This window comes from Pseudomonas sp. WS 5011 (assembly GCF_012985775.1).
Taxonomy (GTDB): domain Bacteria; phylum Pseudomonadota; class Gammaproteobacteria; order Pseudomonadales; family Pseudomonadaceae; genus Aquipseudomonas; species Aquipseudomonas peli.
In genome coordinates, this window is record NZ_JAAQXA010000024.1 from 20522 (window position 1) to 40528 (window position 20007).

20 protein-coding genes are annotated in these 20007 nt (G+C 52.7%); 14 read left to right on the top strand and 6 right to left on the bottom strand.

The window, feature by feature from the left end:
- The 4 genes from HBN63_RS19060 to HBN63_RS19075 all read left to right on the top strand — a co-directional run bounded on the left by HBN63_RS19060 (nucleotide 1) and on the right by HBN63_RS19075 (nucleotide 3218).
- Nucleotides 1-783, top strand: coding sequence for a phosphate ABC transporter ATP-binding protein (locus HBN63_RS19060; RefSeq protein ID WP_134638122.1), 783 nt, complete (start codon nucleotides 1-3; stop codon nucleotides 781-783).
- Between the two features lie 111 nt (nucleotides 784-894).
- Nucleotides 895-1515 carry a cysteine protease LapG gene (gene lapG / locus HBN63_RS19065; protein ID WP_244260895.1) on the top strand — a complete coding sequence of 207 codons (621 nt, stop codon included), beginning with the start codon at nucleotides 895-897 and terminating at the stop codon, nucleotides 1513-1515.
- A gap of 265 nt (nucleotides 1516-1780) precedes the next feature.
- Nucleotides 1781-2407 carry a hypothetical protein gene (locus tag HBN63_RS19070; protein WP_244260893.1) on the top strand — a complete coding sequence of 209 codons (627 nt, stop codon included), beginning with the start codon at nucleotides 1781-1783 and terminating at the stop codon, nucleotides 2405-2407.
- Nucleotides 2391-3218: an isocitrate lyase/phosphoenolpyruvate mutase family protein gene (locus HBN63_RS19075; protein ID WP_134638120.1), complete on the top strand. Its 828-nt coding sequence runs from the start codon at nucleotides 2391-2393 to the stop codon at nucleotides 3216-3218. The genes HBN63_RS19070 and HBN63_RS19075 overlap by 17 nt, the downstream gene beginning before the upstream one ends.
- A 327-nt stretch (nucleotides 3219-3545) precedes the next feature.
- On the opposite strand, the gene HBN63_RS22010 is transcribed toward HBN63_RS19075, so the two are convergent.
- The 3 genes from HBN63_RS22010 to HBN63_RS19090 all read right to left on the bottom strand — a co-directional run bounded on the left by HBN63_RS22010 (nucleotide 3546) and on the right by HBN63_RS19090 (nucleotide 6221).
- The gene (locus HBN63_RS22010; RefSeq protein ID WP_244260892.1) at nucleotides 3546-4394 is read right to left on the bottom strand and encodes a hypothetical protein; all 849 of its coding nucleotides are present in this window, start codon (nucleotides 4392-4394) and stop codon (nucleotides 3546-3548) included.
- A 437-nt stretch (nucleotides 4395-4831) separates the two neighbouring features.
- Nucleotides 4832-5395, bottom strand: a complete 564-nt coding sequence (locus HBN63_RS19085; protein ID WP_262499036.1) for a hypothetical protein — start codon at nucleotides 5393-5395, stop codon at nucleotides 4832-4834.
- Entirely contained in the window at nucleotides 5388-6221 is an 834-nt protein-coding gene (locus tag HBN63_RS19090; protein ID WP_262499037.1) for a WYL domain-containing protein, read from the bottom strand. Before HBN63_RS19090 ends, HBN63_RS19085 begins: the two co-directional genes overlap by 8 nt.
- A 178-nt stretch (nucleotides 6222-6399) precedes the next feature.
- On the opposite strand from HBN63_RS19090, the gene HBN63_RS19095 reads away from it, so the two are divergent.
- On the top strand, nucleotides 6400-7590 hold the full coding sequence (locus HBN63_RS19095) for a metallohydrolase (RefSeq protein WP_170050492.1): 1191 nt from the start codon (nucleotides 6400-6402) through the stop codon (nucleotides 7588-7590).
- Nucleotides 7587-9812 (top strand): ThiF family adenylyltransferase, encoded by a 2226-nt coding sequence (locus tag HBN63_RS19100; protein ID WP_170050493.1) that lies wholly within the window; start codon nucleotides 7587-7589, stop codon nucleotides 9810-9812. Before HBN63_RS19095 ends, HBN63_RS19100 begins: the two co-directional genes overlap by 4 nt.
- A 98-nt stretch (nucleotides 9813-9910) precedes the next feature.
- Here the strand turns inward: HBN63_RS19100 and HBN63_RS22015 are convergent, their stop codons facing one another.
- Nucleotides 9911-10042, bottom strand: coding sequence for a hypothetical protein (locus HBN63_RS22015; protein ID WP_262499038.1), 132 nt, complete (start codon nucleotides 10040-10042; stop codon nucleotides 9911-9913).
- A 969-nt stretch (nucleotides 10043-11011) separates the two neighbouring features.
- Here HBN63_RS22015 and HBN63_RS19110 point away from each other — a divergent pair.
- Nucleotides 11012-11959, top strand: a complete 948-nt coding sequence (locus tag HBN63_RS19110; RefSeq protein ID WP_170050495.1) for a type IV toxin-antitoxin system AbiEi family antitoxin domain-containing protein — start codon at nucleotides 11012-11014, stop codon at nucleotides 11957-11959.
- 96 nt (nucleotides 11960-12055) lie between these two features.
- On the opposite strand, the gene HBN63_RS19115 is transcribed toward HBN63_RS19110, so the two are convergent.
- Nucleotides 12056-12652 (bottom strand): hypothetical protein, encoded by a 597-nt coding sequence (locus tag HBN63_RS19115; RefSeq protein ID WP_170050496.1) that lies wholly within the window; start codon nucleotides 12650-12652, stop codon nucleotides 12056-12058.
- 1020 nt (nucleotides 12653-13672) lie between these two features.
- Between HBN63_RS19115 and HBN63_RS19125 the strand changes: the two genes are divergently transcribed.
- The 3 genes from HBN63_RS19125 (at nucleotide 13673) to HBN63_RS19135 (ending at nucleotide 16653) form a co-directional block, all read left to right on the top strand.
- Nucleotides 13673-14092: a hypothetical protein gene (locus tag HBN63_RS19125; RefSeq protein WP_170050483.1), complete on the top strand. Its 420-nt coding sequence runs from the start codon at nucleotides 13673-13675 to the stop codon at nucleotides 14090-14092.
- Between the two features lie 113 nt (nucleotides 14093-14205).
- The gene (locus tag HBN63_RS19130) at nucleotides 14206-15579 is read left to right on the top strand and encodes an FRG domain-containing protein (protein ID WP_170050497.1); all 1374 of its coding nucleotides are present in this window, start codon (nucleotides 14206-14208) and stop codon (nucleotides 15577-15579) included.
- 711 nt (nucleotides 15580-16290) lie between these two features.
- On the top strand, nucleotides 16291-16653 hold the full coding sequence (locus tag HBN63_RS19135; protein WP_170050498.1) for a histone-like nucleoid-structuring protein, MvaT/MvaU family: 363 nt from the start codon (nucleotides 16291-16293) through the stop codon (nucleotides 16651-16653).
- A gap of 266 nt (nucleotides 16654-16919) precedes the next feature.
- Here the strand turns inward: HBN63_RS19135 and HBN63_RS19140 are convergent, their stop codons facing one another.
- Nucleotides 16920-17150 carry a helix-turn-helix transcriptional regulator gene (locus tag HBN63_RS19140; protein WP_345940502.1) on the bottom strand — a complete coding sequence of 77 codons (231 nt, stop codon included), beginning with the start codon at nucleotides 17148-17150 and terminating at the stop codon, nucleotides 16920-16922.
- A 1103-nt stretch (nucleotides 17151-18253) separates the two neighbouring features.
- Here HBN63_RS19140 and HBN63_RS19145 point away from each other — a divergent pair.
- The 4 genes from HBN63_RS19145 (at nucleotide 18254) to HBN63_RS19160 (ending at nucleotide 19970) form a co-directional block, all read left to right on the top strand.
- Complete coding sequence (locus HBN63_RS19145; RefSeq protein ID WP_170050500.1) at nucleotides 18254-18814, top strand: hypothetical protein; 561 nt, start codon at nucleotides 18254-18256, stop codon at nucleotides 18812-18814.
- Between the two features lie 137 nt (nucleotides 18815-18951).
- Nucleotides 18952-19173, top strand: a complete 222-nt coding sequence (locus HBN63_RS19150; RefSeq protein ID WP_170050501.1) for a BPSL0761 family protein — start codon at nucleotides 18952-18954, stop codon at nucleotides 19171-19173.
- A 239-nt stretch (nucleotides 19174-19412) separates the two neighbouring features.
- The gene (locus HBN63_RS19155) at nucleotides 19413-19649 is read left to right on the top strand and encodes an MbcA/ParS/Xre antitoxin family protein (protein ID WP_170050502.1); all 237 of its coding nucleotides are present in this window, start codon (nucleotides 19413-19415) and stop codon (nucleotides 19647-19649) included.
- A 33-nt stretch (nucleotides 19650-19682) separates the two neighbouring features.
- Nucleotides 19683-19970, top strand: a complete 288-nt coding sequence (locus HBN63_RS19160) for a hypothetical protein (protein WP_170050503.1) — start codon at nucleotides 19683-19685, stop codon at nucleotides 19968-19970.
- Nucleotides 19971-20007: the final 37 nt, after the last annotated feature.

Below are 20007 nucleotides of genomic sequence, written 5' to 3' on the forward strand. Positions count from 1 at the left end.
ATGACTGTGTCAACGCAACCGCCTTCACTCAGTATCCAGAATCTCAGCGTGCACTACGGTGAGCAGGGGGCCTTGCTCGGAGCATCGCTGGATGTTGCCCCCGGTGAGCTTATGGCCGTGGTTGGCCCCAGTGGCTGTGGCAAGAGCAGCATGTTGTCTGCGGTAAACCGCATGACTGATCTGACCCCTGGAGCTCGCGTTAGTGGCCGGGTATTGATCGACAATCAAGATGTGCTGAGTCACCGCATGGATGTACAAGCCTTACGTCGCCAGGTTGGCATGGTGTTCCAGCAACCCAATCCATTTCCCTTGAGTATTGCCGAAAACATTCTGTTTGCCTTGCGTGAGCATGGCCTGCGTGACAAAGCCGAATTGCACGGCCGCATGGAGCAAGCATTGCAAGCCACCGGCTTATGGAAAGAGGTGTGCGAACGCCTGCATAAACCGGCCCTGGGATTGTCTGGCGGTCAGCAGCAACGCCTGTGTTTCGCTCGCGCCCTGGCGCTGCAGCCGAGAGTGCTGTTGCTGGACGAGCCCTGCAGTGCCCTGGACCCAATTGCCAGTGCCACGGTCGAGGCGCTGATCGAAAGTCTTAAAGGGCGCTACACCCTGCTGATGGTGACCCACAACCTGGCTCAGGCCCGGCGGCTGGCCGATCATGTGGCGGTCTGCTGGGTGCGTGATGGCTGCGGCTGTGTTCTGGACAGTGGGCCTGCGTGCGATCTGTTCGAGGGCAGTCGCGACCCATTGGCTCATCGCTACCTCAACGGTTTGCTGTGTTAGAGCAGCGCTATCCGGAGATAGGAACCGATGCCAGGTACCAGAGACTCCGAGGAGAGTTGCTACAGCAGACGTGCCGTGCTGCAAATAGCGTTTTTTGGCCTTCCTAGCCTATTGTTCGGCGCTTCATGGGCTAGCCGCGTGGTGGGTTGGGATTTTCAGCAGATCATCCGTCTAGCCGAACAACGTCATGGCCCTCTGGGGGATGCGCGCAAACGTATTCTGGATTGGCAAGCACTGCTGTTGCAGAGCCAAGGGCTTGGCGAGATGGACAAGCTGCAAGCCGTCAATCGCCACTTCAATCGAGTGCTGCGTTTTGTCGATGACATCAAGATCTGGGACGAGCATGACTACTGGGCCACACCGGTCGAGGCACTGCTAAAGGGCAGGGCAGACTGCGAAGACTATTCGCTTGCCAAGTATTTCAGCCTGCGCCAACTGGCTGTTCCGGCGGACAAACTGCGCATTACCTATGTAAAGGCACTCAGGCTGAACCAGGCACACATGGTGGTGACCTATTACGCCAGTAGCAGTGCGGAACCTCTGGTGTTGGACAACCTGATCAACCAGATACTACCTGCCAACCAGCGTTCGGATTTGCTGCCGGTGTACGCCTTTAACGCCGAAGGACTTTATCTATTCAAAGCCAGCGGGGTTAAACGAACTGGTGATACCAAGCAATTGTCGCGTTGGCAGGATGTGCTCCGGAAAATGCGCAGCGAAGGGTTTTCTTAGGGTTATAGGATCGGGACAGCTCACCCATGGACGCGGGTACACATAGGTTCATCCTTCGCCAATGAACCTATGTCCACGATGACATTACGGCGTACGTTGGTTTTTTTCGTCACGTCGACTTTTCATCTCGGTATACCAATGCCCTCTAGTTGCGGCAGGGAACTCGATCACCCCCAGGCTGCGTTCTTGTCCGTATCTTGGGGGCTTCTGTGGCTGGCGAATGCTCGTCAGGTCAGTACTATCGGCAGGACGAACGTGAGCCTTCATGCCTGTTCCCAATCGGCTAGGCAAAGCGCTCATACCTCCCATGATGCAACTCACAGGGATGAGTTTCTCGTCATGGGCTAACACTCGCCTACCGGAGATGCTGTGGGCCTGTCTGGTCATCGCCGTAATTCCGCGTGAAGAGGCAATCGAAGTTTTTCGGGACATCGCATCCATCGGCATTCGCTATCGGCGTGATGAACACGACCAGGAGTCAAAACCAGCGCTGGGCTGGTCGCTTCGCCACTCTGATTTGCCGAACCAGCCGAGAGAGCTCTTCAACGCCCTCGTGAGCGGGGTGCTGCAATGCCATTCAGGCTTGCAAGCGTTGCGTCCGTTACTGCTCCTCGAAAACCTTCCCGGTCGAGACTGGTGGAAAGCAGCACTCGCTGTTGAGGCATTCGAGGACGACTGGGAGACTCTTGGCCAGGCGGTACTGAAAACCTTTGACCACCAGTCCCAAGAAGCAACGGATGAGGCCGGCGACGATCTTGATATATTCAGATGCAATGCAATTCGGTGTGCAGATCAGTGCGTTTTCCCAGTTAGGCCGTATCGAGTCATGTTGGCTAACCTAGCTGTTGTTCAAAACCAATTAATTTGGAGCCGTAATGCAACATCTGGATAAAGCTTTGACGTTTCAAGCGCTTCATTCGCGCAGACAACCACTTATCCTGCCAAATCCGTGGGATGCAGGCAGCGCAAAGATTCTGACATCTATGGGGTTTGAAGCATTAGCTACGACGAGTGCTGGTCTAGCGTTTAGCCTGGGCCGTCGAGATGCGGAAGGCGCTCTGTCGCGGCTGGAGATACTTGCCAATGCTCAAAGCATCGTTGAGGCAACCCATTTGCCTGTCAGCGCCGACCTGGAAAATGGATTTGGAGACTCACCTGAAGAGGTTTCTAAAACAATCAGCATGGCTGCTGAAATTGGGCTTGTTGGCGGTTCAATCGAAGACGCTACTGGTAACCTACAAGCGCCAATCTACGAGTTCAACCATGCGCTGGAGCGAGTTATTGCTGGTGTTGAAGCTGCGCGCAGCCTGTCGTTCCCTTTTGTATTTGTGGCTCGTGCTGAAAACTTCAGTTCAGGAATACATGATCTGGACGACACAATCCGCAGACTCATAGCATTTGAACAGGCTGGAGCCGACGTTCTCTTTGCACCCGGCTTGCCCGATTTGAATGCTATCCAGATTGTTTGTGAGGCGTTACAAAAACCTGTCAATGTGGTGATGGGCTTGGCAGACTCTACGCTCACAGTGGATGAGCTTGCAGGGGTTGGTGTCCGAAGAGTCAGTCTTGGTAGCTCATTTGCCAGGGCCGCGCTTGGTGAGTTTATCCGCGCTGCGGAGGAAGTAAAAACCATGGGGACTTTCAATTTCGCCAGCAACGCCATCAGCTTTCGAGAGGCTAACTCGCTCATGGAGTCTATTTAGGAAATTTGTGTCAGTAAGCTTTGGGATGTGAATTCTGAATCGCCCAGGATTTCCTGAACACGTCGAAGCCTCGTTTGAAAATGTCAGGCAAAGTGTAGGGGCCAGAAAGTTTGATATGCCCAGCTGGTCTATAGTGATACACGGTGCCGGAAAAGTCTGAACACCCTGCTGATAGGGCGTATGGGGCTAGATCGACTACCGCATGCATCTATATCGCAGTTCACCGCACATGGCCCACAGCAAGCCGCCTTCAGCCAATAGCTGACGATTATCAACTTGGTCGCGCTGCATGCAGCGCCTCCATGGCTCTATGTTGAAACAACGGAATTAAAAATATCGATGTGCTAGTAATCTGAAACGTTCACGTCGCATGTATGTGTTGAAAAATTTTTCGCAATCAAAGTCCACGCGCTTTGTAAACAAGATTCTAGATTCATTAGATGTGACGTCTATTTCAACAACCACAAGATCTATCGAGTCCTTGCCGACCGACGACTCATCAAGTCGATGGTTGTTGAAATAGAATCGAAGCTTGGTGCCTTTTACTCCACATCTACGAAAGACTGAAGAATATCGACTGGTCTCGAAGCCAACGGAGCCCGTATTAATCGCATCGGCGATTTCTGACTCAACAGTACATCCATGTAAATCCTGTGCTTCTGTCATGTAGGCGAAGCCGAAGGGTAAGTTGTATAAATTGATTGCCTTGTACTCATACCCACAATTGCCACCAAAGTCCTGCACCATCGACTCGACAACCGTGTCGCTAAATCTGACGCCGATAGCACCTTCAAGGGTCGTAATCACCAGATGCAGGTGGTTGCGCAATGCTTCGCGCAGCTCGTTATTTCGCCCAGTACTGGATCTGCGTGTCTTGCTGTCGAAACGTTCGGGGTTGTGAAACGGGCAATCGAGATAGGCAGCCTGGTTATGACCAGCCAGGCCTGACACGTCATGGCCCGTGTGTTTCGCATACAGAATTGTCGCATTGGTCTGTGCAATGTGACGGTTTACCAACGTAGTGGGATTCTGGCATGCAGGACAGATAGCGTAGGACTTTACTTCTTCACCAATAGCCCATACATATGGCTTTTCCCGACTAGTCTTTTTGTTGTATAGCGTCTGCGTCAGTGGGTAGGGGAATTTAGGATTGTCCTTGGTACTAAAAACGTTCAATGGTGTTCCTCAAAGTAGTCGTCTTTGCTGCTGCCTAAGCTTTGTCATACCTGCTTATGGCTTGCTACTGCTTCATCAGCGTTGTCTCACTCAGTCAACGGAGATGACTGACTGTCCGCTTTGGGATGATTCTGTTGAAAAAGTCGGCCATGGCTCCAGCAGCAAAAAAGTATGCGTTTGAGATTGAAATCTTTACTTCCGGCAAAGGCTATTGGACTCAGATTTCACATGACTGAGTGCTAAACAGGCGCGTTCACCGACCTTTGCTCTGGCCATTTCAGAAAACCGACTTTTTCAACAGAATCGGATGGTAGTTGCCGTTCACTGATGCTCGACTCCGGTCAATAGCGGCCGTTGGCAAAGGGCTTTTTTGAGCCAGAACTACCTGTTATAAGCGGCAGCAACTGACTCAAGGCGATCTTTGTCAGTTGCCATCTTTAGTCAGAAGCTTTTTCGGATTGAAGTGGAGTGTCACCCGAGGTGTTCTCTAGGCGCTCTCCAGCCCGTACCTGCGAGCTCCTTGACTTGTCGATACCCCAAACTGCCTTTGCCACCTCTTCGATTTTGGCAACGAATTTGTCGACGTTAAAACCCGCAATGAACGCCAGTGCAAAGAAGCCGATCTCGCTTGCGTCAGTGTTTGAGCTGGACTCCAGTACTAGCAGGCCTGCCTTAAGGAACAGGTAGCTCACCGCCCCGGCTATGGTGCTGGTGATGGGGCGAATGAGGTACCAGACATGCCAGTCCGGATCCCAACGCTTGTAGACGCACTTGTTGAGATAGATCGCTCGGAAGCAGTACAGCGCGCCCCCTACATACGCAATAGAGCCACACATGAGTGGCACGCGTAGTGGTGCATAAGGCGCAGGTAACCAGCCTAAACCCATGGCCCCTAGTGAGTAGGTCGCAAAAATCAACAATCCCATCAGATAGATGATGATTACGAAGATCATCCACTCCCTTTTATCTGGGGCCTTCGCTTGCGATCCGTTATCAGACATCGAGCTGTGACTCCCTTACAGGCAAATATTCTTCGATACGAAGCATGACGATCTGTTGCTTCTCATCAATAGGGTCGCCCGGGTTGTCGTTCAGGTTAAGGCGACGGTTGAGGTAATAGAGTTGCGGTTTGCGCGCACGGATCTTGGTTTCCCCATTCACCATTTGGTAGTCGTGCTCAATCGCTTTGCACTTGTTGGGCGGGTAGGTCGGATTGGGTCCAATCACCACGTCTATGTAGGTCTCCCATTCTGTGTCCTTGGGTACCGGTGAGGGTGGGGGAAGAGAGTCCACTACTGATGCGATTCGTCCTAGAACGAAATCCTTGAAGATTTGTGATTTGAAGCAGAAGGCTCGGATGTGCCATCGGAAGCCATCGTGTGCGAATGACGCTGGATAGATGGTTCGCAACGTCGGCTCGTCGAAATGAGTCATCGAGCGATAGTCGACGGTAAGCGCCTCACCCTTCTGGAGGGCTCTGATTAGGCTGATGAGAATCTGCGTATCTACCTGTCGGGTAGGTGAGGGCAGGCTTGCTACAGGTGGGGCCCACCCGATGAAGCTATCACTGGCCGCAACGGTGCCAATCTCCCGCCACAACAGCTCGTTGAGGTAGTGGCTGCTGTCCGGGCTAGTCAGGGCGGGCGCAAATGTTGAGGCCGCCACGTACGTCTTTTGTGTGCGGTCGTAGACCATGTTGCCTGGTGCCAGTTCTTGATAGGCCGCAAGGTCCAGTGACGCCTGGGGAACCGATATTCGGAAGAAAGTCGTCAAATCAGAGCGATTCAGGCGCCCCTCCCAGAACAGCCTGAAATCAATAAACTCCAAGCGTCGGTCTTGCCCCCAGCGCCCAGTGCGAGCAGTCGGATTAGTCATGAGTAGTCAGCTGAATGGATTGTGGGCATAAAAAATATTCGCATAGGATATAGACGGGTCGTTTTTCTATACGTATCTTAACCGGCGTGAAGGTTTTTTCAAGCTCGCACTGCGACCCGAGGAGGGATTTATGGCGGCGAAGATCACGTTTTTTCAAGTCGGCAATGGTGACATGACCCTCGTGCGGCTCGCTGACACGCGCGTCACGACCATCCTCATTGACAGCAATATTCGCGTAGCGGCCGATGACCCGGACGACGAAACCCCTGACGTTGCGAGTGCTCTCCGCAAGCGGTTGCTGAAAGATCAGAATCTGCGTCCTTATGTGGATGCATTTCTTCTGAGCCATCCGGACCAGGATCACTGCCGTGGGCTGGCCAAGCATTTCTGGCTCGGCGATCCCGCCGACTATCCAGACGATAATCTGGCTCAAGATGACAAGCGCATCCTGATTCGTGAGCTCTGGTCGTCTCCGCTGATCTTCCGGCGCAGATCGTCCAGCCACAAGCTGTGTGACGACGCGGCAGCTTTCGACAAGGAGGCTCGTCGTCGGGTCGAGTATTGGCGGACCTATCGAAGCGCGGGAAGTGGCAATCGCATCCTCATCATGGGCGAGGATATCAAGGGCAAAACGGATAGCCTCGGCCTAATCGTTATCAAGTCCGGCGAAAAATTCAGCCGCATTGATGGTGAGGACTACCCCGCATATTTCAGAGCGCACCTGCTGGCTCCTGCGCCGCATGACGATGACTCCGCTCTTGAAGAGCAACTCAGCAAGAACGAGTCCAGCGTTGTCATGAACATCGAAATCTCCCCATCGGCGTACTCAAGTACCAAAACTCGGTTTTTGGTGGGGGGCGACGCGGCGGTGCTCATCTGGGAACGCATGTGGGAACGCTTCGAGAAAACACCTGAAACGCTTGAGTACGACTTGCTGCTCGCGCCACACCATTGCTCCTGGCGCACCCTGTCCTATGACAGCTGGTCGGAGAAAGGAGAAAAGGCCAAGCTCAACGACGGTGCGCGCAATGCCCTCGGCCAGGCTCGCAGCGGAGCCACCATCGTCGCGAGCAGCAAAGCAATTCTCGACGATGACATTGATCCGCCGAACATCCGTGCGAAGCGAGAGTACAAGGACATCTTGGCTGATGTTGATGGCTGGTTTGGCTGCACCGGAGATCTCAAAGATGAGGCTGTTCTTGAGTTCACCGTGGAGTCCAACGGGAAGGTTAAGCGGGCCGTAGTAGCCGCTGCATTGGCTGGAGCCACAACTACCTCGGTTGCGGCTGCCGTAGCGCCCCGGGCTGGTAGCGGGAAATGATCGAGTACTTCGTACTTGGCGAAGTGGTAGAGGCGTCTCGGGAAGATGAGCTGTACCCCGAGACGGCTGCGTTGCTAAAAGCTTGTCGCGCGAGCCCCTACATCGAGCTCCGCGAGCTCCGCTGTGAAACGTCGGAAACGTCTCGCACCGAGTACATAATCATCGATGCGGGCGATGGCACCGTCGACTCTGGCAACCTGGCCGGGATTCGTCGCCAGGAACGCCTTGCGATAGGTGTAAACCCAAAGTACCGCGTCCCTATTTTTATAAATGCACTGCGCAAGGACTTTCCGGCGCTTTCACACCAGCATCCGAGAACTCCTGGCGGCCCTCGGATGCTGTGTTTGTATGATTCCGACTGGGCAGCAGTGCAGATAAGTTGGACGCCACAGCGATTCATCGCGCGAATGTTCTGGTGGCTCCGGGAGTCAGCACAGCTGAAGCTGCACCGAGATGATCAGCCGCTGGAGCAGCTTTTCTACATGAGCCCTTGTCAGCTGATACTGCCTGCCAATTATGCCGACTACGCGGCAGCTGGTGGAAAAACTCTCACTTTTTTAAGGGTGGGGGAAGGCCAGTCGCTCATCCTGCGTGCAGTGCCTTTCACTCCCACCGCTCAATCTAAAGCTATACGGGTGGTCTCCATTGCTGTTCCGCCAGTGGACTCGACCACGGTGGTCGAGTTGCCAGACACGCTGGGTGCGCTCCAGGACCAGTTGGAGGTGTGGGACAGTGACTTGTCAAAGCCACTCTATGAAAGTGTCTTTGAAGCTATCGCAGAGGGTGTTTCACCCTCAGCGGGGGGCGGTGAAGGGCTGCTGATCCTGTTGTGGGTTCCTCGCACAAGGCAGGGCGAGCCTGACCGGATTGATGTCTTGGGCTTCTTGATGACGTCCTCGTTGTTCGAACTTGCTAAAGCCTTCGACATGCTAGGCCCGCCAGATGCAAACGGTCGTTGCTTGCGCATAACGCTGGTGGGCGGACAAAGAGGGGCTGATTGGCGATCTCTGGAGCCAGTGCCTGTAGAAGTACGTTCGGCACTCACAGCCAATATGGCGCGAGATTTGTCAGCAGTGGCGCCGGAGAATTCTCAGTTCGAAGGCGTCTTGGCCGGTGTAGGCGCACTTGGCAGTGCATTGGCAGACCTCTGGATTCGCCAGGGGTGGGGACACTGGACATTCATAGACCCTGACCGACTGATGCCACACAACCTAAGTCGGCACGTAGCGTTTGACTATGGCATTGGCCAAGAGAAAGTCGATGTCATGCAAGATCATGCAGCGCGCATCTACCCTGACGAACCACTACCAGGTGCCATCGCAAAAAGCATCCTGTCACAGGACGAGGATGTGCTTAACGCACTGTCAGAAGCCCAACTAGTCGTAGATGTAACTACTACCCTGCAGGCGCCCCGACAGTTAGCGCGCACGGCTAATGCCCCACGTACGGCGAGCCTCTTCCTGACACCGTCGGGGCTTTCAAGCGTGATGATTCTCGAGGATCAGGCTCGACAGCAGCGCGTCGACGGAATGGAGGGCCAATATTATCGGGCGGTCCTCAACAATGAGTGGGGGCAGGAGCACTTAGCAAATCATCTTGGTGATCGCTGGGTCGGTGGGGGCTGTCGGGACATTTCGGTGCGCATATCCGATGAGTGCATCCACGTTCATGCCGGTATTCTTTCGCGTCAGCTACGCCAGTCAGTGGCAAAACCTGAAGCGCGCCTCTGCGTCTGGGCCTATGACGAGCAGTCGGGGGGGATCGCCTCTCATGAGGTTTCCTTGTTCGAGGTTTTCACAACGACCTCCAACAGTTGGACCATCAAATACGATGCAGCGCTCGTGGATAAACTCAAGCAAGCACGCCTCGCTGCACTTCCCAATGAAATTGGTGGCTCCATCATAGGGATTACCGATTTGAAGGCTAGGACTCTCGTCATTGTCGATGTGCTGCCCACGCCGCCCGACAGTCAATCCAGTACCAGCCACTTCATCAGAGGCGAGAGGGGGCAGCAGGAGGCGCTCGAAGAGGTACATGCTAGAACTGCCCGAGTGGTCGACTACCTAGGCGAGTGGCATTCACATCCAGATGGCGTTCCGGCGCGCCCAAGTCAGGATGACGAGATCCTACTGAATACGGTTCATCGCAAGATGAGTGTTGAGGGGCTGCCAGCATTGATGGCCATTGTCGCCAGTAATGAAGTGTCATTCATTGTGCGTTAAGCGAGTCTGGCAAGGCTTTGCCGAAGGGCCGTAAAGCGGCTAGGTTTTTGCCCCATATTTATGTAAAAGCCCCGCCATGTAAGGCGGGACTTTACCGGTCACTCCCCTTTTTTGTGCTTATGCACTTCTAGGTCAGGGTGTTTATCTTTGTTCTCGGTAGTAACACGGCGACGTTGATCTTTTTTACCAGTCGATTCAGCTATCGGTTTTGGTCCAGGTTTTATACCCATCTGCCTATCTCCTTTATTTGATATGTACATGCCTTTGCAAATTATGGCCGTGTAGGTATCCGCTGAGCCTGGGCACCTGATAGCGGCACATCTGACACTGTAGCTTGCATATCCCTCTGGCAGCGATCGTCTCATGATGAATCTTCATCCTTGTTCTTCTATTCCATGAGGTGCGAAAGCCGCCCTCGCGATGCGGATTTTTCAGCACGCGACGCGTGAGGCCAAGTTCAGTCATTGTTCGCACTGCGGCGGTCAGTTGCAATGCTAAAAAACCGTGCTGCGACTATGGTCCAAGGCTCTGACAATCCGCCCCCATGAACATGCCTTTTCGAGCCCAATCAGCCATTTCAGATCGGCAGCTATTGGCCGATCGCTGCCGATTTTACTGGGCTGGAGCCTCCCATGGCTACTAAACGTAGGCTAAGAGATGCAGTATGTAGCCAGCCCAGAAGCAGTTACGCACATACTGCTCGCGAGTGCACTGCTCGGCTTTTTAAGCAGGCGCTCACTTAGATCGCCAAGCTTCCGTCGGATTCTGAGTCACGGGGCCTATCTGGCAGGCTAACCAGTTTGCCGGCATCGCTCAGCCAGGTTACGTTTAACTACGGCCAACGAAATAATCCATCGCGGTATTGATACGGACCGGACGCGAACGTCTGGCGCTTCAGAGGCGGCACTGTCATGGCGAATAAGCAGCACTTGGAAGCCGAAAGAGCAGCTGATGTTGATCGCGTGGTGGCATCTGCTCGGATCTCCGGGCAGTCCCCATCACCATTCTTGGCCGATCTGCTCAATGAGTACCGAGCAGGTCGTTTGTCTTCGGCGCAGCTGCTTGCGAAAGCTCGGGCCCATTACCTAGGAATTGATAACCCTCCCAAGCAATAGCGGATGCTACCCAGTCCAAGGTCGCGTCGAGGGGCATGGGTAGTCTCGTTATGTTGCTTCGACGTAATTGCGTAATGGCTGTCGATGATGTTCGAATGCTTTATCGATATAGCGAATATCTTGCGCATGAAGCATGTAAATAAGCGCTCACATAAACTCCTTGAGCTGGGTACGGCATTTCCTGAGCACGTCGTCGTGCCCCGTGAATGGCTGGTCAGCCAGGGGTTCGAAGATGATCGCCTGAGCCGCTTTGTCAGCTCTGGCTACCTAGTACGGGTCGGGCGTGGACTGTATGCCAAGCCGCTTGGAGCCATATCCTGGGACGCCCGTGACAGTATCCTTTCCAATGCACCGAGCTGGAGGGTTGCTCTCAACTCGGTGTTGTTAACCTCCGCCACGCCAATTGCTGTCGCGGGTTACTCCGCGCTATGGCTACAAAATCTGGCGCATTACGTCTCTGACTTCCAGGACTCAAGCGTTACGGTTACCACACCAGCCGCTATCCCTAAGTGGATGAGTTCAATGACGTCTGTCACGTGGCGACAGCTGGACTCGAAGAAGCTTTTCTCGGGCAGGGCTGGCGACCCGGATGCAGGTGAAATCTTCCACCTCGGCAGGCATGAGCTTGAGATGGCTCTGGTGGGGACTGGTTTGGAAATCTTCGGCTTTGGCCAAACTCAAAGCTGGTGCCTGATCTCAAGCCCAGAGCGGGCACTGGTTGAGTGGGCAAGCCTGCTCAAAACTCAAGATGACTGGGAGCATCTCATTGATGTTGTAGAGGGGATGGGCACGTTACGGCCGCATCTGCTCACTGCGATGCTGATAGCTTGTCGCTCGGTTAAGGCCAAGCGGGCCGTGCTTTGGACTGCCCGCGAATATGGTCGGAGTTGGTACAAGCCTGTTGTCGCCAAGATCGATCAGATTGATCTGGGTAGTGGGGCGCGCCAACTGATCAAAGGCGGTGTGTTTGATCATGAGTACAAAATCACTGTGCCGCGTCGCGAAAACAGTGAGCCGACGCAATACGCATAATTTGGAGCATGCTCCTCGGGAGGATTAATTCCCCACGTCTGGCCGCAAAGTCTTCGCCTGCGTCTGCTAGTAACCCCAACGGACTTTAAGCACGCTTCAGTCGCCAGATACATATGCAGCAGTTCTACTACATCTCAATATCTCGCTGTATTCCCCGACATGGGTTGCGCGGCCAGCCGAGACTCTTCGAATTATTCCGAGCATTCTCTCAGGCGTTTCAGCAGCCAGAACTTGAGCAAACACGAGGAATACTTCCCTGTCACATTTTTCGGAAAATGGAACCTCAGCAAGAGCGCCATGCACCTCTCGGTATAAATCTTCAGCGACGCATTCAAAATCATCCATCAAACTGATCTCCACAAAGAAATGTCTTACAACCTCCCGTAGAAGTCTAGATACGCCGTATTCGCCATGCAACTCATGCAGTTTAATTGCGATCACCAAGGCGGCAAGATCGTCCAGGCTGCGCCGATCAATAATCCGCAGGAATTTTGATCCTGGGCGATACCAGCTACGATCTTTAGAGAAGTTTCTGAAGTATATAGCTCGCGTGAGTTCGTCATATTTAAGTAGGGCTGAAGCGAAACCAGGCTCAAGCTCCTGCGCAAGCGCTATGAGTTGATTCTCCTCGACCGCCCGAGCCGAGAGCAAAGGCCAGAGTGGGTGAGAAATAACTCTTGCAGTGCCAGGCAATATGCTCTCAACGGCTTTTATTAGAAGATTACTTTTTATGTTCTCACCAGACCTCTATCGATAGAGGTCTGCGCGGAACTTACAGTAATTAATTTCACTTCCAGCGTGGCTTATCTCGATTAGGGCCGGAAGAATTTGCGAAACTTTTCCCACTCCGAGTCTCCGCTGTAATTCGCTTGCATAGTACTTGCTGCGAATGGCTATTACCGACTTGAGCATAGTCAAAAATATTCTATGGGCCGCGCCCAGTGTGAAACTGGATACATGCGCGCGTGTATCCAACCCCGCCGATTTAAAAGGCCTTAAGCGCTACGGAGGCACAAATAAAATCTAGTCGCAGTATTTAATTTTTCTGCGATTTCCCCGGAAAAGGCGACGGAGTGCAGCTATTTACGGCGAGGCATAGACTCATGAGGTCACGGCTTAATACGCACGACTTGGATGCGCCACGATGGATGAAACCGAAAAATGCCTGCTGATTGATGAGCTCGCCAAAAGCCTCGAGAGCGATTTGCTGGGCCGCTACGGGCCTGTCATGAGCGGAGATTAGCTACTACGTGCCTTGGGCTATACGTCGAAGGAGGCCTTTCGGCAGTCACGAATACGAAACACCGTCGCAGTCCCTCTATTCAACCTAGAGCACCGTCGTGGAAAGCACGCTCTGGTGAAGGATGTTGCGCGCTATCTGGCCGAGCAGCGCTTCAGCGCCGCGCTCGGCGTTTCACCCTAGCGAGAGCAAGGAGGTGATCCCAAGTGGCCTAGCGACCATACGTGCAACCAACACAGTGAGGCGCGAATAAGAAAAGGCCCCTGGAACGACGATCCCAGAGGCCTTTCAAGGCAGTCGATTTGAATCCCCGACTGTCTTCAGTCTTATCCCCGAAGCCCGGTCTGTCAAGACGCGAGCCAGTGTTCAGACTCTGGCTTCGGGGCCTCTCTGTATCCTTTTTTCGATTGCGTCTAACGATGCCGTTCGTATGGCTCATTCGAGCATAAGAGCGACTCGTGGAGGGTACAGCTATGCAAGTGCAAACCTATCGTAAAGCGCTGCAACTCCACTGCTGCGCGGCAATGAGTAACCGGAAAATTGCCAAGCTGGCGGGTATTTCAACCAATACCGCCAAGAGAGTTCTGTCCATTGCGGAACGCAACAATTGGGACTGGGCGGCGGTCCAGGGCATGGATGATCGCCAGCTGAAAACCTTCCTCCATTCACCCAGGCAGCAGGAAAGCGGCAAGGTGATACCAGACTGGGTTGCTATCCACAAATTGATGCAGGGAAAACGCCAGACGTTGATCCAGCTCTGGGATGAGTACCGCGAACAGCACAGGGCTGATGCCTACCAGACAATTCAGAATGATCTTGGCCAAGTGCAGGTGGACTTTTTCAATTGCCTAAGCCCAGGATGCTGGATCCACCCATTGGCTGCTCAGGTTTGATCTAAACGGTTCTGCAGCCCTGAGGCTAGGCAAGGATAATGGTGGCTGTTTGTTGCTTATCTAGTGTTGGCGCCGGGGACAACTGAGTAGCGAGAGTGGCGGGAGGAGGGGGCATGGAAAAGCGGCACTGCGAGACACTTGAAGAGCTCAGAATGGCTATTGAAGCATATGGACCGGGCGTTCTATACAGGGGGCAAGCCCAGCACTACCCCGACTCTAATAGTATCCCTTCATTGTCTACCACATTTCAGCGTCAGGGCTGCGTGCCCGACCTGATGATTAAGTGGACCTATTACGCAAAGAGGGCCCTACAGCATCTAGTGCGCGGCTGGAAGAAGACTGGCGATACAGCCACCAACCAAGCGATCCTACAGCACTATGGGTTTCGCTCATTCTTTCTAGATGCCTCCGGTGATCCGCGCGTTGCCGCTTGGTTCGCAAGCAATAGGTTTGAGTCAAAGATCGCAGTCAACTTGGTTGAAGACTGTTTCGAAGACCCGGTCTGGCTGCGCACACTCAATGCGTGGTTTGTACCAACCGAGGACATAGGCCACCTCTACCTAATAAGCCAGAAGTCTCTTCGACAGTCTGGAATTCAGGCGGTTCACCTATCAGAAATCGCCACAGACCAGGGAGCGCCGCGATACGTGCGACAAGACGCGTACATGGTTGGCCCTTTGATTCAGAGTGGCCTAAGTGGTGATTGCATCCCTTGTCATATCACCGCGCCGGCAGAGGTTCTGCGCAACTTCGCGGAGGACTATAACGCTGGCTGGTTATTCCCTGAGCCTTCGGACGATCCCGTGTATCGCGAACTGCTGGCGATACCATGGGAAAAGATGCGACACGTCCCAGATGACTGCCTCGAAGCATTCCAACGATCACTGGAGCTTCCAGAGTACTCTTGGCACCTTCAAAAGCACATGCCGCCTCGGAGCGCGATGTATCGACCATTCTGGACCAGGGATCTTCCGCCTCCGCCAGCTTGCCAGACCGCGACCGCCACACAAATAGCCCAGCTTCTATGCAGTGGCTCCTTATATCACGGAGCTAGTACGCCTCGCTTCATCCTTCCGGAGATCAACAAGCTGCTTGAGGAGTACGACGAGATCTCTATCGAGGTGGATGGTCTTGTTTACCATGGGATGGACACGCGATATGGGAAGGGCGTAGGAATCGTGAAGATGCCTGAAGACATTGTCTGTGTTTTTGAGTATGGCGTCGATCATCCAGGACTGCGCATCATGGGCGTTGGACGCTTCTATGGATTGCATTACCGGATCGACAGCAGTGGTGGCTGGGAGCGTGTTATGCATGAGGACGACTGCACGTGCGGGTCGGATCACGCAGAGAATTTCAGCTTACTTGGCCGGGTTGATCTTTCGTTGAAGGACCGGTGGTTGAAATGTGTCGAACCCGGTCTATACGTTCAGAATGGTGTTGATCTTACCTCTGATCCACTGGCTACTTGGGGCGAGCCCTCCTAGCGTGTTCGAGTGGACATAGAAGTGCATGTCGCTGGAATGCTTATCGTAAGACTGAAGTCTGCTATGTGTCGGTTGCTGCCAGTTGCAAGAGGCTGTAATCGACCAAAATCAGCCACTGGTGGCGTGACAGAGTGCAGCCAGCGAAATCAACTCTAGTCGTGCCTATGAAACAGGGACGACTCAATGCGACCTGATGATTGACCGGGCGACCAGTATACTCTAATGTTCCCCTTGTCAGAGTATCCAGTGAGATGCAAACCATGGCCTCACCAAGGTTTGCGAATAAAAAAACCGCCCCTCAGGGCGGTTTTTTGGGCTAAGGCCTTATTGCCAGTGTACTCGCGCTCGCTTCGCGGGTGAGTCCGTGATTCGCCTGTGCATACAGCACAGGTATCAAGACTAATTTCCTCTTGCGAAATTTAGGTCACTCGCAACGCATAACAAGGCAAGATTCTTTATTTAACCTCGTTATGCCTTTAAGAAAATTGCTAAAGTTACTCCCTCAAGAAGCATTGCACTCCAAGAACGCATCGACGAGTTAAGCGTTGGGAGCACGAAACGGTACTGGATGCATGATCGCTTCAGAAATTGTGTTTCTAGTGAATACAGCTAATGGGCTTAGCTAGCTATAATTAATTTGTCGCTGTGAATTTAATTCCATAACTCTTTACCATATATAGATCATTGCAACCACCACAAAGGTAGAACCTAATGTCTCGACTCGCCGAATTCCGTCAACTCGAACAACAACTTGCATCTCAGCTCGCCGAGCTGGAAGCCATGAAAAACGATGGTGCCCTTAAAAAAGAGATTGAGTTCGAGAGAAAGCTGCGCGATTTGATGGCAGAGTACAATGTCAATCTGGGCGATGTGATCAACATCCTAGACCCGAAAGCATCTCGTCGTGCCCCCGCTGCAGTTGCGGTTGGCCAGCGCAAAGAGCGCGACGTAAAAATTTATGTTCATCCTGAGTCTGGCGAGCGCGTCGAAACCAAGGGTGGTAACCAGAAAACCTTGAAAGCCTGGAAAGCAGAGCGTGGCTCGGATGTTGTAGAGAGCTGGCGTATCCAATAATGCCTGCCATACAGTATTGAGTTGAATATAGGGTCCGTAAGGGCCCTTTTTATTACCACCGGAAAGTAGCGCATGGACGACGGGTAGAGTATGGAAAGTGAAGCACGCTAAGGCGGCTCTGACGCACAGCACTTACGGAGAGGGACTTCCAAGTGTCGTATCTATAGAAGGCCGTAAGCTGGCCCCCGCGAATGCGAGCGCTGCGGTACCGATGCCCTGACTGCGTGGGCCGTATTTGCACTCGGCTGTGGCGGCACAAGGGACTCTCAGTGCTTGATACAGTTTTTTTCAACTTCAGTGATCATCTCGGAAGCTGAGATGTTGAGCGCGGTAGCCAACTTGAAGATCGTCGTGATTGTAGGTTGATTGACTCCACGCTCCATGAGACTGACGTAATTCCGCTGCAAGCCAGCTTCTTGACCGAGCTGTTCCTGTGTTAGCCCGGCAGCCAAACGTAGCCGTCGCAGCACTCTTCCGAACTCAAGACTTACTTCCACGCCGCCTCCCATTCCAGGAGGCGACTGTCGGCTATGGATGGCGGCTCGTCTTCACAGTATAGTGTGAATATTTGCGTGCTTTTGAGTGGTGATTACCCCGCAGCCAGCTTCACATCCTGGCCTAGGGTGTAGAGCATCTCTCGGACATAGGCGCTTGCAGTGATACAAACCGCTTCCCAATAGATTTTTCACGCCGTTGTCTGGATATACGTTTGAAACGGCGAGTTGCGCCCTAAGGAATTTCCTGTGGCTGGCAAGAACGAGAGGGCAAAGGTGCGAAATATAACCACGACTAGCACGCAGGTACTTACAGAAATGCTATGTGATCGGTGCGGACTAACAGCAAACCATTTTGACCGAGAGTTCTACGAGTTCAGAAGCGTCGAATTCACGGGCGGTTATGACTCGTTGTTTGGTGATGGTGCCAATGTGGCTATTGATTTGTGCCAGTACTGCCTGCAATCGCAGCTAGGTCGGTGGATTAGAACATCCAATCCATCGCATGTCAGTGAACGCAAACGTTATCAACACGCGAACTACATCGAGACTATGTGGATGGCGCTGAGTGGTTGGTGGAATCGTTTGCATGAGATGCCTGATGAAGACCTCAGCATTTTTTTATTGAGAGCGACAAAAATACTTTCTCGATGGGGCTGTTCTCCTCACGAGGTCAACTTGCTTTTACCAGACCTAGACCGTTGCGAAGAAATTAGCTCTATGGCACGTTGCGAGTTAATCATTCGCGCTGGTAGGTACAGTTATATATCCGAGATATTGAAAAGCCCTCTCACTCGACAGCCCGAATGACCCGGTGTCCTGGTTACGTCGACCTATCAGTAATCCAGCATGTTCAGGGCAGTCTGCCCTACAGGTCATGCTCAGAGGGAGGCTTGAGGATATTTTTGAAATTGAGGGCATGCTGCAAACAATGGTAGAGGCTTCCGCAGTTTCATTGATTAGCCCGCCAGTAGGCCATTGATAATGAGCTGGAGTCGGGCACGATCCAGGCGGTTTAGGGCCTTGGCTTAGTTCACGAGGGCTCCTTGGTTTTTGTACTGATCTTCTGCACTAACGCACTTAACCAGCGACATAAGAGACATTGCATGAGTCCAACAAAAATGTTCACGCCAAACGAAATTCCTCTGGTATGGGGTGATGCTGGCTGGCAGCTCAACCCGATTACTTACCCTGAGGGCGTACCGATTTTCGTGTACCTGGAGACGCACCACAGCCGCTATGAAGAACTCGATCCTCGCCAAACCGCATTTCAGATGGTGGCCGACGCCTATGTCTCCCTGAAAGCATGTGACAGTGAGTTCGATGCATCGCGGAACTATGTCGCTGGCGCTAGCCCCGGAGAGTGCCTGGGTGCGTACATCGATGATTACTACGACCACCCGGAGTGCTGGGGGGCCTCGCATGTTGAAGCGAAGATGCTCGAGATTATGAGTGTGTTTGTAGCCAGCACCCCTGAATGGTTAAACATGGGGCCACTTTCAAAATGCCGCGGCGCCCACTTCCTACTCATCTTCGGCGATTGGGATGAATTAGGGTCACATGAGATTCGATACGCTTTCACAGAGCAGGCTAATCCACTCAGCAAGGACGACCTAACAAATTTGCGCATGGGAATTATTTTGAACGCTCGGGAGGAGCGAGCCTGACCTAAAGTCGGCCAGCTCCATGAAAAATGGCTGTTAGCGGCCTATGCAGAGCTCCGTGCCAACTTGACGGCACCCACTGTAAAGTCGCCGTAGGTAAAAATCTTGTGGCGCTCGCCGAGATACTGAGGAAGTGGATCATGACCATGGCAAACGAACGTACACGAGCTGTAATTCATGCCCGTGAGTTTCTGGAGGAGCTTTCACGAGATATAGCCCAAACGGAGTCAATCCGTAAAACCGCCGTAGCTCTCTTGCGACACTACCCAAGCGACAACGATATTTTGCTCGCAGGTAAGATCCAAGAGCGGTATGCAGCAATGTCGATTATCACACCGATTTTCAGCTCTACAATTGAATAACATCCTCGCCCCCAACATCCCCGAATGGCCATGGGGGAGGGGACGACTATTAATTTAATGCAGCTATTAGCCGAGACAATATATAAATATCCAATAACTTCGCCATATTTTTTAGCAGCGAGGCACTTCACTTTTATTTGCAGTGATCATCCTAGATGAAAATCTTACCAATCACGTTTTTCGTCCGAAAACGCCCACCTGATACGGATCACGAATAGACAACGTAACTGGAGCGTTTCATGGTGATTAAAAAAAGTTCCTCCACCACATCAAATGCTGAGCATACTGTTCGACTGGACGAAGTTGTACGTATGGCAGAGGGTATATTTGAGAGCAAAAAAGTCGCATTGAGCTGGATGATGCGGGAGAACATTGCATTGGGCAATGCCAAGCCAATCGAGCTGTGCGATACCGATGAGGGGGCTGCTCAGGTGCGCCGCGTGCTGAGTGCTATTGAATACGGTAACCTGGTATGACTCCGACATATTATATCTACTTGAGGACTGGCTATGTCGAACAAATCGGAAAAGAAACAATTCACTGAAAAGCAGATATCTGCACAAGAATTGCACATTCCGAAAATTGCATCTCGTGCATTTAGAAACGCCTACCAAATCGCGATAGCAAGTGGAGCAACCGTCTTAGTCGTTGCGGACGGTCAGTTGCTCAAGGTCTCAAAGACAGAAAGAGTCGCCATACGCTCAATTGAGCCTTACGGCACGTTGAAGTCTGGAACCCATATTAAAATCACAAAGAAAACACAACTTCATGCCCCGAAGGCTGAAACTACAATTTAATAACTCAATTGACGAGACGTTCCGCCAGGTGCTCTGT